At 62.1% G+C, this 13,662-nt stretch carries 13 protein-coding genes and 1 pseudogene; 7 read left to right on the top strand and 7 right to left on the bottom strand.

Annotated features, from left to right (window positions below; translation table 11 throughout):
* The first annotated feature begins 222 nt into the window (after positions 1 to 222).
* The 4 genes from OKW41_RS27000 to OKW41_RS26985 are packed head-to-tail and all read left to right on the top strand — an operon-like array spanning position 223 to position 5,187.
* Positions 223 to 507, top strand: coding sequence for a YtcA family lipoprotein (locus tag OKW41_RS27000; RefSeq protein WP_429574517.1), 285 nt, complete (start codon positions 223 to 225; stop codon positions 505 to 507).
* A 19-nt stretch (positions 508 to 526) separates the two neighbouring features.
* Entirely contained in the window at positions 527 to 1,585 is a 1,059-nt protein-coding gene (mdtN, locus tag OKW41_RS26995; RefSeq protein ID WP_429574516.1) for a multidrug transporter subunit MdtN, read from the top strand.
* 9 nt (positions 1,586 to 1,594) lie between these two features.
* A complete protein-coding gene (locus tag OKW41_RS26990; RefSeq protein WP_429574515.1) occupies positions 1,595 to 3,700 on the top strand; it encodes an FUSC family protein in 2,106 nt (701 codons plus the stop codon).
* Positions 3,697 to 5,187, top strand: a complete 1,491-nt coding sequence (locus tag OKW41_RS26985; protein ID WP_429574514.1) for an MdtP family multidrug efflux transporter outer membrane subunit — start codon at positions 3,697 to 3,699, stop codon at positions 5,185 to 5,187. Before OKW41_RS26990 ends, OKW41_RS26985 begins: the two co-directional genes overlap by 4 nt.
* Positions 5,188 to 5,205: 18 nt before the next feature.
* On the opposite strand, the gene OKW41_RS26980 is transcribed toward OKW41_RS26985, so the two are convergent.
* From OKW41_RS26980 to OKW41_RS26955, 6 genes and pseudogenes are all read right to left on the bottom strand, one after another.
* Positions 5,206 to 5,361 (bottom strand): hypothetical protein, encoded by a 156-nt coding sequence (locus tag OKW41_RS26980; protein WP_429574513.1) that lies wholly within the window; start codon positions 5,359 to 5,361, stop codon positions 5,206 to 5,208.
* Between the two features lie 177 nt (positions 5,362 to 5,538).
* Positions 5,539 to 5,967: a helix-turn-helix domain-containing protein gene (locus OKW41_RS26975; RefSeq protein WP_429574512.1), complete on the bottom strand. Its 429-nt coding sequence runs from the start codon at positions 5,965 to 5,967 to the stop codon at positions 5,539 to 5,541.
* 37 nt (positions 5,968 to 6,004) lie between these two features.
* The gene (locus tag OKW41_RS26970; protein ID WP_429574511.1) at positions 6,005 to 6,595 is read right to left on the bottom strand and encodes a PqiC family protein; all 591 of its coding nucleotides are present in this window, start codon (positions 6,593 to 6,595) and stop codon (positions 6,005 to 6,007) included.
* Positions 6,592 to 8,214 carry an intermembrane transport protein PqiB gene (locus tag OKW41_RS26965; protein WP_429574510.1) on the bottom strand — a complete coding sequence of 541 codons (1,623 nt, stop codon included), beginning with the start codon at positions 8,212 to 8,214 and terminating at the stop codon, positions 6,592 to 6,594. The genes OKW41_RS26970 and OKW41_RS26965 overlap by 4 nt, the downstream gene beginning before the upstream one ends.
* Complete coding sequence (locus OKW41_RS26960; RefSeq protein WP_429574509.1) at positions 8,189 to 9,481, bottom strand: paraquat-inducible protein A; 1,293 nt, start codon at positions 9,479 to 9,481, stop codon at positions 8,189 to 8,191. Before OKW41_RS26960 ends, OKW41_RS26965 begins: the two co-directional genes overlap by 26 nt.
* Positions 9,482 to 10,239: 758 nt before the next feature.
* Positions 10,240 to 10,687: pseudogene (locus OKW41_RS26955) on the bottom strand (DUF4158 domain-containing protein); the annotation flags it as partial.
* Positions 10,688 to 10,756: 69 nt separating this feature from the next.
* Here OKW41_RS26955 and OKW41_RS26950 point away from each other — a divergent pair.
* Entirely contained in the window at positions 10,757 to 10,981 is a 225-nt protein-coding gene (locus OKW41_RS26950) for a hypothetical protein (protein WP_429574508.1), read from the top strand.
* A gap of 756 nt (positions 10,982 to 11,737) precedes the next feature.
* Entirely contained in the window at positions 11,738 to 12,325 is a 588-nt protein-coding gene (locus OKW41_RS26945) for a hypothetical protein (protein ID WP_429576484.1), read from the top strand.
* A gap of 111 nt (positions 12,326 to 12,436) precedes the next feature.
* Here OKW41_RS26945 and OKW41_RS26940 read toward each other — a convergent pair whose 3' ends face one another.
* Entirely contained in the window at positions 12,437 to 12,769 is a 333-nt protein-coding gene (locus OKW41_RS26940; protein WP_429574507.1) for a diguanylate cyclase, read from the bottom strand.
* A gap of 22 nt (positions 12,770 to 12,791) precedes the next feature.
* On the opposite strand from OKW41_RS26940, the gene OKW41_RS26935 reads away from it, so the two are divergent.
* Positions 12,792 to 13,595: a hypothetical protein gene (locus OKW41_RS26935; protein WP_429574506.1), complete on the top strand. Its 804-nt coding sequence runs from the start codon at positions 12,792 to 12,794 to the stop codon at positions 13,593 to 13,595.
* The last annotated feature ends 67 nt before the right edge of the window (positions 13,596 to 13,662 follow it).

Raw genomic sequence — 13,662 nt, 5'->3', positions numbered from 1 at the left:
CGTTCTGTATCCACAGCGGGATCAATTCGGGCACGCCCGTCACGGTGACCCCTTCAGTGGTCTATAGGGTGACCGGCAGCAATAGTGCGGACAGTTGTTGGCGCGACAGTGCGTTTTGTGCGTTTCCGTGAACGCGCAACGAACAGCCTGACTGCCTCTGGCACCGGCAGGCTCAGGTTGGTGATCCAGATCCCGCTGCCGCGAGCGACTTTGGAGCGAAGCATGCCGGTCTTCAGAACAATACGTGTGCTGCGTTTTGTCGTCGTTGCCCTGGCGGCTGTCCCTCTGACGGGCGGGTGTGCCTACTCGCCGTCCATCGGGGTGCTCGGCGCGTACTTTCCCGACTGGCTGTTCTGTATAGTCGCCGGCGTCGTGCTCACGGTCGTCATCAATCTGATTCTCAAGCGCTTGCAGGTCGACCATCTGCTGGGGCCTTCAGCCGTGGTATATCCCTCGCTAGTCACCTTCCTTTCACTCGCTGCGTGGCTGATGCTGTTCCAACATTGAATCTCCTCAGGTGGATGCGATGGCGACGACTGCCAGCAGGACATCGAAGAGAAAGTGGCCGGCCATCATCCTGGTGGTGGTAACGCTATTGCTACTGCTTTTCGTCGTCCGCCAGCTGGACCGCGCGCCTCGCACCGACGACGCCTATGTCTACGCAGATACGATCGACGTCGTGCCCGAGGTCAACGGGCGCATCGTCGAGCTGGCGGTGCACGACAACCAGGCGGTGAAGCAGGGCGATCTGCTGTTTCGCATCGATCCGCGTCCGTACCAGGACGCGCTGGCGCGAGGCCGGGCATCCCTCGTCGCGCTCGACCGTCAGATCGAGCTGACCCAGCGCACGGTCAATGCGCAGCAGTACAACGCGGAGTCGGTGCGCGCGGCCGTCGAGCGCGCGCGAGCCGCAGCCAGTCAGGCGTCCGATACGCTACACCGCACGGAGCCGCTGCTGTCGCACGGTTATGTGTCGGCGGAGGACGTCGACCTTGCGCGCACCGCACAACGCGCCACGCAGGCCGAACTCAGCGCCGCGCAACTGCAGGCGCAGCAGGCGGCAGCGGCTGTGAGCGGTGTCGATGCGCTGGTCGCGCAACGTGCCGTCGTCATCGCCGAGATCTCGATTGCGGAGCTGAACCTCGAATATGCGACCGTGCGGGCGCCGTTCGACGGACGCATCGCGTCGTTGAAGACTTCGACGGGGCAGTTTGCGTCTGCGCTCAAGCCTGTCTTCACATTGATCGACACGCGCCACTGGTACGTGGTCGCAAACTTTCGCGAGACGGAGCTCAAGGGCATCCGGACGGGAACGCCCGCCACGGTCTTTCTGATGAGCGATACGGGCCAGCGCTTCCAGGGCACCGTCGATTCGATCAGCTATGGCGTGGCGCCCGATGAAGGCGGCCCTGCATTGCCCGGCGCGTTGCCGCGCATTCAACGCACGATTAACTGGGTCCACGTCTCGCAGCGCTTCCCGGTGAAGATCCGCGTCGACAATCCGAGCCCGGAGCTGTTTCGCGTCGGGACATCGGCGGTGGCTGTGCTGCACCCCGGGCGCGGCGACGACGGCGAAAGCCGTTGAGGAGCGCCCATGGCCGCCGCCGACTACCTGCCCGTCACGCTGCGCGATGCCGGCGCTTTCCTCGCGCGCGAGCTTGCGCCTTTTCCCGGGCGTCTGAACGTGATGCTGCGTTGCATGCTGACGAGCGCAATCGTGATCGTCGTATCGATGACGCTCGAGGTGCCCTCGCTCGCGCTGTCGCTGCTGGTGGTGTTTTACGTCACGCAGTCGAACGTGGTGCTCACGCGGCTGGTCGGCTTGATGCTCATCGTTGGGTCGACGCTCGCGATCGGTCTGTCGATCCTGTTGCTGAAATTTACCTTCGATTACCCGTTGCTGCGCATCGTGATCGCGAGTCTGCTGTTTTTCGGCAGCGTGTACCTGATACGGGTGCTGAAAATCGGCGCCGTATTCGTCATGGTCGCCATCATCGTCATCTACGTGCAGAGCTTCGTCGACCGGACCGATCAGGCTGACGTGCTCATTCGCGCGGTGTTGTGGGTCTGGGTCGCCGTCAATTATCCGATCGCGCTGACGCTGGTGGTCAATACGCTGCTATTGCCCGTCGAACCGCAGTTGCAACTCAAGGCGGAAATCCATCGGCAACTGACGGCGCTGGAAGCGCGGCTGACGCAACTGATCGACGGCGGCAGGAACGCCGAGCCGATCACGTTGACGGCGGTCCAGCAAGGCGCGCTGACGCTGCAGAAGCTGCTGCGGTTCACGACGATGCGTGACGCGCGCTATCGCGAGCATCAGACGTTGCTGCTTGCGTGCATCGCGACCGTGTCGCGTCTGTATCGCGGCGCGAGCGAGTTGCCGGATACGTTGGCGGGTACTTCGGCGGCGCGGCTCAAGATCTTGCGCGAGCTGGACGCGAACGTCAGGGCGCTCGACGAGTCGGTGACGTCGGGCGAACCCTATCGCTACGTCGACATGGCAACACCAGAAGAACGCAAGGCAGTCGACACGTTTCCCGCCGCAGCCGAATTGCAGCGCGCGCTGCATGCATTCGCCGAGCTGGATACGAGCGGCGCCGCACCCGGCAAACCGCCCGCGAGCGAACCGATGGTCGCGCCCGACGCATGGACCAATCCCGCGTACATGCGCTTTTCGCTGAAGACGCTGCTTGCCGTGCTGGTCTGCTACGTGTTCTACAACGCGGTCGACTGGCAGGGCATTCACACGATCATGCTGACGTGCGTGGCCGTCGCGCTGCCGAGCCTCGGCGCATCGATGCAGCGGGCCTTGCTGCGCGTCGCCGGGGCGGTCATCGGCAGCGCGGTGGCGCTATTCATGGTGGTGTTCGTCGTTCCGCACCTCGACGACATCGTCGGCCTGCTGCTGATGACCTTGCCCGTCGTCGCGCTCGCCGCCTGGATATCCGCTGGTTCCGAACGGATCGGCTACGCGGGCGTCCAGCTGATGCTCGCCTTCTCGCTCGCGTTGCTCGAACAGTTCGCGCCGACCAGCAATCTCACTGAAATCCGCGACCGGATCGTTGGCATCCTGCTGGGTGTCGGCGTGGCGACCTTCGTGCAGATGTCGTTCTGGCGCGAGGGCGAAGGCGACGTGCTGCGGCAAAAACTCGCGACGATGCTGCGCGCCATCGCCAGGCAGTTGCGCGCGCCACAGGCGGGCGTCGAGATACGGGATGAATTGCCCGCCGAGCAGCGCCAGTTGCAGGCATGGGCCACGCTGGCCGACTGCGAGGCGACGTTGTCGCGCGTCGCACTCGAGCCCGGCTGGCAGGAAGGGGAGCAGGCCCAACTGACGCTGCGCGCACAAACCGTCCTCGCGCAAGGCCGCGAGATCATGCTCGCCGGCAATGCGCTGAAGAACACGCTGGCGGCACAAGCTGGTTTGGCAAGTCCGCAAATGGACCATGCAGCGCGCGCCGTTCAGGACCAGGCCAGCGCGGAAATCAACCGGTACGCGGACGATCTTGCCGCCAATCCGCCTGTCGCCCACGCGCCCGAACGCATCGGCATCGGCATCGCCGCGCAGCCTCTCGAACCCGCCGACGTGGCACTCATCGCCGCAGCGCAAGACCTGTCGCGGCAGGTAGCGGGGCTGCCGGACTGGCGCATCGAGGCCCCCGTCACGGCGTCCTCTTCGCGGGCCGTACGAACATGAGCGCGCGATCCGGTCCCCGTGTTGGGTCGTGGCGTCGCTGCGCCCTGTGCATCGCGTGGTCGTTGTGCCTCGGCCTGCCGGGTTGCGCGCTGATCCACAAAAACGGTACGCCGTATGCCGAGATTTCGCCCGGGCAGATCAATCTTGCTGACGACATCCATCTTGCGCGAGAAGGTTGGCCCGCGGCACGCTGGTGGGACCGCTATGGCGATGCGCAGCTCGACGCGCTCATCGAACAGGCGCTCGCCGACGCGCCGACGATGCTGATTGCGCGAACCCGCGTCGCGCAGGCGAAGTCGGACGTCGAGCTTGTCAGAGCGGGGTCGAACCTTCAGGTGGTGGCGCTTGCCTCGCTGAATCGAGAGCACGTTTCCGCGAACGGCTTTCTCGGCGCGTACTCGATGAACATACCGGCGATAGGGGCGACGGGCCCCTGGTACACCGAGGGCACCGTCGGACTTGGGGCAAGTCTGAACGTCGATATCTGGGGCAAGCAGCGCGCGCAGGTCGCCGCGGCGCTCGGCGTGAACAATGCGCGGCTTGCCGAGACGTCCGCCGTCGAACTCGAAATCTCGACCGACGTCGCGCAGCTGTACTACGGCATTCAGACGACTTACCAGCTTATCGATTTGCTGAACGAATCGCACGAGGTAGCGGTGTTCTCCGTGGAAACACACAACGCGCGTGGGGTGCGCGGCCTGGAGCCCCAAACCCAGTTCGAGGAAGCCCGTGCGCAGCAACTCGCCATCGAACGGCAGATCGTTTCGGCGCAAGACCAGATACGGCAGTTTCGCGAATCGTTGCGAGCGTTGGTCGGCGCGGGACCCAACGGCTTGCCTCCGATCGAGCCCATTGCGTTGCCGCGCCCGCAAGCGGCCTTGCCCGCGACGCTTTCTTATGAACTCCTTGCCCGGCGGCCCGATCTTCAGGCGATGCGCTGGTACGTGGAGGCATCGTTCGACCGGATCGATGCAGCGAAAGCGGCGTTCTATCCGAGTTTCGACATCAAGGCATTCTTCGGCTTCAATGCGTTGCACCTCGCCGACCTCTTCACGCACGCAAGCAAGCAGATCGAACTGATTCCGGGCCTGTCTTTGCCGATCTTCGATGGCGGCCAGCTCAACGCGAACCTGAGCGGCGCACGTGAGGGCAGCAACCTGTTGATCGAGCAGTACAATCAGGCCGTCCTCAATGCGGTACGCGATGTCGCGCAGACGGGCAGCAGTCTGCAAGCCCTCGATGTGGAGACCGGGTTGCAGCAGCAACGGATCGAATCCGTTGCGTTCGTGCGAGACAGCGTTGAAGCGCACTATCAACGAGGGCTGACCAGCCGCCTGGCGGCGCTCCAGGCGCGGCAGCCTGTGATCGCCGAACAGATGACGCTGCTCACGCTCAACGCTCAGATGCTCGGTCAGGAGATTGCATTGACGAAGGCGCTCGGCGGCGGCTATCGCGCCGATCCGCCCGTCGAACTGAAGCCGCGTTGAACGGCGCGCCGACAGGATTCAGAACTGCTGTGTGCGTAGCGACTCGAATTTCGCGCGGCACACGTCTCCAAACTTGGCGAGGATGTCGAGCGAGCCATCCGCGAGCATCGCGCGAATCTCGATGAAGGACTTGTCCGGCGCAAGGTAAGTGTCGACGATCTTGCGTCCGATCACGTCGTCTTCTGTTGATGTTCGTTAATTATGCTAGCCAGTTCACAGCAATTTGCGCTCTGCGTAGCAGAGCGACACTCCAAGCGTTTTCAGCGCGTCAATGTGCCGCTGCATGTCGTCGTACACATCGAACTTCTGTGTCTCGGAATAAAGATCGCTGCAATCGCGATACTCACGCATTCAGTCGACCAGCGCAGCAAACTCTTCGTCAGCTTCGCGAGTCAGCTCGAAAGCCGGGGTGGAGAGATCCATGCTGTGTATCTCGGCAAGCTTCGCCAGTTGCTTTCCGGTCTGAAGGGGGAGTGCCTTGAGGGCGATGTGCTCTCGATCAAACTTCTCTTTCGCCGCCTGCAGCTCCTCGGCCGTGGGAATGGAGAACGGCTTGTTCAGCGCATCGATATCCTCGAACCCGAAAGCTCGTGCGATCGCGCGACGCGTGTCGAAACCGGAGGCATCGCCACGTTCGACACGCTGGATTGTCCGCACGCTCAAGCCGGAAAGGTCTGCAAGCTGCTTCTGCGACCATTGCCGGCTCTCGCGATAGAACTTGACCACTACGGCGAGTTCGCCTTCGGTCAGCAGGCGCGGCTGGGTCCTGGTTTGTTCCAAGGTTGGCAGCGCCTGCGAAGCCGCACGTCCGCGCCAGTCAACGCAACAAGTTCTTCAGGATTGCCGCTGCGATATCCCGACTCACCAAACCCAGCGCGTGATCGTGGGCGGCGACAAGCGCGTCGTAAGCCTGCCCTTGTGCAGGCACGCGTGCGAGCGTGTGCCCGGCGATCGGAGTAGCCTTCCCTGGAGGCCAGATCGTCCACAGTGCGTCGATAGTCGCCGTGGCCCCCGGTACGGAATCGAATTGCATCACGTCAACGCGAACTCGCCATATCGGCACGCCACCCGAGTCTGCCGCGTATACGCTTACCTGTTCGGAGCCAAGCAGCACCGCCAGATTTCCAGCGATAGTTCGCTGGATATTGCCCTTCAGCGGCTCGGCCCAGCGCTGGAACTCGTTAGGCCACACCTGATTGTCGGCAAGGCTTACGACGATTTGCTGCCGGTCAACTAGTTGTGGAATCGTGACCGGGTTCACCACGACATATAACGGCACCGAAGTTCCCATGGTAATGAGTGTCGCGTCCGGCTTCAGCCGGTAGAAGTTAGACGCGGGTGAGCTGCCGCAGCCGCCAAGCGACATTGTAAACAGGACCAGAACGAATGGCACAAGGGCGCGTCTCACGGCTGGGTCTCCTTCTGCTTGCCGCGAATCAACGCTTCCGGATGCTGCTCCAGATAATCGGCAAGCGTCCGGAAGGCCGTCGCTGTGCGCGAAAGTTCCTGTACCGCATCGTTCGCGTTCTGCTGCAGGGCCGAGTCCGGCTGCAGCGCATTGTTGGCCGAGTCAAGCGCCGCGTGGGCCGCGGCGAGTGTGCCGTGCGCCTGCGGGACAACCTCGGTGTCGAGTTGGTCGAGCAGCGTCTTCGCACTCGACAGCGTCTGTTGCGTATTCTTGCCAATCGCTTCAAACGGAATCGTGTTCAGCTTCGCCAGGAGTTCCGTGACGTTGTCCTGAAGCCGCTGCAGGTTACCGGGTGTGGTCGGCAGCTCAGGAGGTGATGACGCCCAGTTCACCGTGGCTTTTGGCGCGTTGGGAAAGAATTCGGCGGTCACGTACAGTTGCCCGGTCAGCAGATTGCCCGTTTTAAGCTGGAGACGCATTCCCTTTGCGATGAGGTGCTCCAGCAGCGCGTGAGGATCGTTGCTCAGGCGGCCGCCGGCGCCAGTGCCCGTGTTGGTCTTATAGTGGGACGCGAAGAGTTCCGGATACAGATTGATTTCCACTGGAATGGTCAACCTCTCCGTCTTGGAATCAAAATTTGTATAGATCGCTGTCACTTCGCCAACCACAATGCCACGGAAGTCGACCGGCGCGCCCACGGTCAATCCACGAACCGATTCCGTGAAGTTCACAACGTACTTTTCGACGACGTGATAGTGCGCCTTCATCGCGTCAGCCCGATCTGGGAACAACGTAAAGGTTGAGTCGCTCGCAGCGACGGCCTCGTCGACCGCGCCCGGCAGCGACTCGAATGCCACGCCGCCGATCATGATCGACACGAGCGACTGCGAGTTCACCTGGATGCCATTCGCCCCGACTGTCACGTCGACGCCGCTTGCGTGCCAGAAGCGAGTATCCGCAAGAACGAACCTGTCATACGGCGAGTTGATAAATACGCGCAGCGTCACACCGTGTCCATCAGGATCGAGCTTGTAGCTGGATATCTGTCCGACCTGCAGCCGTCGGAAGAACACCGGCGTGCCGGCATCGAGCGAGCCCATATTCGTGCTTTTCAGGACGAATTCGCGCCCCGGCACATCATTCGTGATCACCGGCGGGACTTCGAGACCGATGAAGTCGCGACGTCCGGTCTTCGATTTGCCTACGTCCATTTCAATGTAGGAGCCGGACAGAAGCGTGCCGATGCCGGACACTGTCCCGCCGGATATGCGTGGGCGGACGACCCAGAAGCGGGTGTCGTCGACGAGCAGTTTCGTCGCATTTTTGTTGATGTCCGCGGACGCGATGACTCGCGTGCTATCGGGGGTCAACGTTACGGTCTTGATGACCCCGATATCGACGTTTTTGAGCTTGATCTTCGTCTTGCCCGCCTCAATACCGTCAGCGGTTGCGAAGCCGATCGTGATCGTTGGCCCCTTCTCGATAACCGCCTTGACAGCGAGCCACCCTCCGATCAGGACCGCGAGGATGGGTACGAGCCACACGACTTGCAGGCGCCAGTGCGACCGCGGCACAGGCTCCGCGTCGGGAAAATCAGGCTTCTTCTCGAGTCCTGACATGATCTTGCTCCACTTCGTCCCATATCAGGCGGGAATCGAACGCCATCGCCGCGAACATCGTCAGCACCACCACTGCGCCAAATGCGATTGCCGCATTACCGGCCTGGATCGTCGCAAGTGCCCGGAACTGCACGAGCGCGACGAGCATCGTGATCACGTAGATGTCGAGCATCGACCAGCGCCCCACAAACTCGACCATTCGATAGATCCGTGTGCGCTCGACGGCGTGCCAGCGCGAGTGCATCTGCGTCGAGATCGTCAGGTATCCGAGTGCGAGGATCTTGAGCATCGGAATAGCGATGCTGGCGACGAACACGACGATCGCCAGCGGCCAGGATCCGGATGTCCAGAGGTAGACGACGCCAGAGAGGATCGTGTCGTTCTCTGTCCCGAAGAGCGAGTTCGTGTACATCACAGGCAACATGTTGGCTGGGATATACATCACAATCGCGGCAATCAGGAAGGCCCACGTGCGCGACAGGCTTGCTGGCTTGCGCAGGTGCACCGTCGCACCACAGCGAGGGCAGTGGAACGCGTGAGCATTAACGACCTGCGCGCTTGCGAGCAGTCCACAATCGTGACACCGCGCGAGACCGCATCGTGCTGCGGTAACCGCACCTTGCAGTGACGCCTCGTCCAGGCCTGGCTCCGCGCCCGTGTGCTCAACGGCGGTGACGCGCGACCACAGGTTGCGCGAGTCGAAAGCTGATCCGGCCGCCGCCAATACGAACACAAGTAGCCCAAACGACCACAGCGCGGGGCCCACCACCACGCCTGCGATCGCGGACAACTTCACGAGCGCAACCAGCAAACCGAGGATCAGTACTTCGGTCATTCCCCAAGGCTGGCAGAGATGGCACAGCCGGAATATGGCCGGACCGCCCCACGGTGCACGGTCAAACTTGAGTGGTATTAGTAGCCATAGCATGCTCACCGTCTGCAAGATCGGCATCAGGACCGTGGTTGCAAACACCAGTCCCGCAATTGGCCACTTCCCATCGTCGTACAGCGCGCTCACAGCGCCCAGGAGTGTCGTCTCAACGACAGTCCCATTAACCGACAGACCGACAATCGGATACACGTTTGAAATTGCGAAGAGTACAACTGCGGCGATGGACAGCGCGAGTCCGCGATCGAGGCTGTTGGGGAACTCGCGGCACAGCGGGGCCCGGCAGCGCCGGCATCGCAAACCGCCGCCCTCCGGCACAGCCACCTCCCGCTGCAGGAGATCGCAGTCGTGGCAGGCGATGAGTTTCCCGTGATCCATTCGGTCACCTGTGAAACAGGTTGCGAAACCGCGGCTTGCGGTTGCGACTGTCCGCTCTCCCGCGCCGGCACGGTCATCTGCTCAACCAGGGCCACCCAAACGCCAGATCAGAACCCTTGGGTGCGCATGGTGCGGCAGCGTCAGCGCACCGTCATCCTGGGTGTCTTCGCCCCCCAACTTCCGAACCGGCCATCAGCCCGTTCTGATCGAAGATGAGCCCATAACGTTTCCTTCAGTTGCCAACTGTCTGTTGAATACAGTCCCGCACCCATGCCCGTCACGACGACGGTCCACGTGGCTGTCCGGCTCAAGTTTGGTTAGCGGTCTGGTCTATCGCAATGAGACCTTGGTCTCATATCGATCTCGACGAGAAGCGTGCCTTCAGCGCAGCGCGTGCGCTCCGGAGCGTCTTGATCAGGCTCGTGTCGTTGAAGGCCAATTAAAAGGACTGAGGCGAGCGTGGCCAACTCCGTCAAAGTGATAATTCTAGGGTTGATCGCACAGGCTGATCGCCAACGAGAACTGAGCCCGATCATGAACTGAGCGCAAGCATGGCTAGCGTAGGCCTTTCTCATCGAGCGAAAGCAGGTTTGCTGCGGCGATTCGCTCCAGTGACCGTGACATGGAAGAGCCACGCTCCGTGCTTAAGGAAATGACTTTCCGAGCGCCGCTCACGGCTCCTTGCAGATACTGTCGCGGCGCAAATGCTGGCGCAAACCTTTATTCGACAGTTCTTACCTACCGTGGCCGCCGCATTACAACCATTGTCGGGCACGAACGAGCAACTGTTCACGGTCAGCGCATCGGCCTACCTCGTCCCGCAGTTCTCGCACCAAGGCGCGGCGCTGGATGCTCGCTCATCCATCCGAATCCAAGGGACTCGCAGGCAACTTGCTGGTGGTCGAACAGGGTGCGGCCGCGGCCATACATCGCGCGCAACGTTGCGAGTTCCGGGGCGTCGATGCCGAGCTCGCCGCTGAGGTGGCGCCATAGCACCGATGGGATGACGCGAAAAGCGTCGAGCAGACGCCCGCTCATGCGCAGGAAGCCGATGTGCAGCGCCAGGCCAAGCTTCAGTCGGTTGCCGCGCCGCGCCGCGATCAGTTCGCGCTCGGCCGGGCTGAAGGTAAAGAAGGCCTGCAACTCGAAGGTGCTGAGCTCGCGCGGCAGCTCCCGCATGCCCAGGTACGTCTGCCAGCCCTGCATCGCGCGCCTCCGTCGGTGGGACGTTCACGATACGCCGCAAAAAAGCGAACAGCAACGTCAACAGAATCAATGGCTTACTACCTGACCCTGCCCCTCGCGTCCTTACTGGCTTTGCGTACCGTCACTTATTGCACTGATACCACCCCCGACGAAAAAGAATGCGAGAACCGCACCCTGAAGGCCCGAGTCCAGGACGGGTTCATCATCCATCGTCGCAGAGAGGTCCCGCTGATCGCGCTCGTTTTGCTGGCCGGCTTGGTACAACCACGAGTTATCTTCTCGATTGCTCATTAGCTTCTCCTCTCCAGGCGAGTCGAGGTTGATCAATACCCAAGGTATCAGGCGGGCTTCAATTCACAAACGCATTGCAACACGTTAGCGAACCCTGACGGCTGCGATTTAGGCATCCACGGAGGTCGATGCTGCATGGACCAGGACCAAAGTCCGATGTCCGCCGTCCCTCGCACGGGCTACGCTGGATGAGCGATACACAATCGTCAGTGTCGACGCGTCCGTACTGTCATGTCTGCCCCGGAGCCCACCTTGAACGGGCTCCACGAAACGAGACCCACAATGACCGACGCACCACGCCCCGAAAACAAAAACGAAAGCAGGAACCAGGCGCCTGTCGCCGGATCGCGCGCGGTGTTTTCTCTCGCCCAGTGGCTGCCTGCCTACCGGCCGCACTGGATGGCGCGCGACGCCATTACCGGCGTGACCGTGGCGGCCGACGGCATTCCGGTGTTGCTTGCCTACGCAACGCTGGCCGGAGGCGACCCGGTGCGGTTCGGCCCCATTTGCGTTTATGGTCCCACCCGCGGGTCTTCACAGGGAGGAATACAGCATCAGACAGCGAATGAGCGCGCCTGGCACCAGCCCGATACCGACGCCATCTCAGGCGCATCAGATCAGTCTGCGGGCGAGCCGTGGATCCCGTCGGTCCGGAACTGTCGATGCTCCTGCGTTTCTCGGAGCGGTGCACGACACAGCGTGTTCCGCGTACGTCCAGACCGGCTGCAGAGAAGCTTCATCGTTGCAAAGGAGAGCTCTATGAAGAACATGAAATTTCTGGTCATTGCCGCCCTGGCGGCCATCCCGCCAGCCGCATGGGCACAGCCACAAAGCGTGGAAGTGACGAAAGCGCCGGGCCAGGCCACCATAAAGGGCACCACCCGGGTGACGGCCACGGTGCAGAACATCGATCCCGCGACGAGAACCGTGCTGCTGAAACCCCAGAACGGCAAGATCGTCGAAGTGCAGGTTGGGGAAGAGGCGCGCAACTTCGACCAGCTCAAGGTGGGCGACGTCGTCACGGCCGTTTACCGGCAATCGCTCACCCTGAGCCTCCAGAAAAACGTCGGCGCAACAGCCTCAACCGAAGAGCAGCCGATGATGGAGCGCGCACCCGAGGGTGGTAAGCCCGGTGGCACCGTGGGTCGGCAAGTAACGATCGTCGCCGACGTCGTCGCGGTCAACCCCAATAGCAGGACCGTCACGTTGAAAGGCCCCAAGGGCAACACGGTAGACCTGAAGGTCGAAGATCCTGCGCAGTTCGCCAACATCAAAAAGGGTGATCAGGTGCAAGCGGTGTACACCGAAGCGCTCGCCATTTCCGTAGAGCCAGCCGTCAAGAAGTAGCGGCCCTCGCCAGCCGCCACGTTCGCGCGCGGCGGCTGGCTTGAAGGTTCGGCATGCATCCGGTCTCCGATGCGGGTGTTGCGTGGTCGCTTCAGCCGCAAGACACCCGCTTCAGGCGATCACGACCGCGTTGCGGCCGGCCCGCTTTGCGCCATACATCGCCGAGTCGGCTCGAACGATGACCGCTGCCAACGATTCGCCCCTGGTGCTTGTTGCGACGCCAGTTGACAGCGTCACTCCGTGCAGCTGCATTCCCTCAGCAGCCATGCGTATCCGCTCCGCAACACGCCTTCCGTTTTCCGGCTTCGTCCTGGGGAGAAGCACGACGAACTCATCGCCACCCCACCGACACGCGAGGTCCCATCCACGGATACTGCCCTTGATCGCGTCAGCGACGCCTTGCAGGACGAGGTCCCCGGTGTGATGTCCGAGCGTGTCGTTCACGCTCTTGAACCGATCGCAGTCGATGGCCCAGCAGTGTGTTGAACCACCCGTCCTGGAAACGTCCATACTCGGACTCGAAGGCGGCGCGTCGCACAAGTCCGGTGAGCTTGTCATTACGGGCATCTTCGTAGAGCACGCCGACCATGCTGTTGAGCGCATTCAGGGAGAAGGCGTTGCACGCGTCGGACCTTGCTGTCTCTTCCACCAGAACATGCGCGTGCGTGGCCGCGTCCGCATATTGCACGTTGTGCCGGACAATGCCGTCGATGACACCAACGCTGATCGCGTCACCGACCCCGAGAAGGTTATTCCTCTCGTCGAGAGCGGGTGGCTGGATCCTGATACGTCCGCCGTCGCGCAGATAAACCACGGCACCGCGCTCGCCGCGCGTGACAAACAGAGTCGCGTTGGCGATGCCGACGCCGCTGTTTCGTGGGGCCCGGGCTTGCGCTGGGGGATCATGGGGCCGAGTCTTCTGTATCACCTCGGCGGCGGTCAGGGCGGTATCGAGCATTTCTTCGATCAGTTCACCGGTCCACTGACGGCCTGGTGGCATGTGCCCGGAACGCCAGAACTCACTCCGGACGTGCGTGCGACCATCATTAAAGGCGTACATGAGGAGGCCCAGTCGCGCTCGCAGCAGGAACTCGCGACTTATCGCGATGAGGTTCTGATGGGGCTGCTTCGGCTGCGAGATAAGGAGTGGTGCCGTCGTCGAAAATACCAGCGGTCGCGACCTTCTGCTCTCGTACAAGGGCGGCAGCATCACCGTAACCGTGCCGGCCAATGTGCCGGTCGTGACCTTCGCGCCGGCAACGTGCGCTGACCTGACGCCGGGCTCGGATCAGAAGCCACAAATTGCGCCGCCGGTATTTCTTTTCTTGCCGTTGATG

It is taken from the genome of Paraburkholderia sp. UCT70 (genome assembly GCF_050434085.1).
GTDB lineage: Bacteria > Pseudomonadota > Gammaproteobacteria > Burkholderiales > Burkholderiaceae > Paraburkholderia > Paraburkholderia tuberum.
This window is presented reverse-complemented; position numbering and strand designations above follow the sequence as displayed.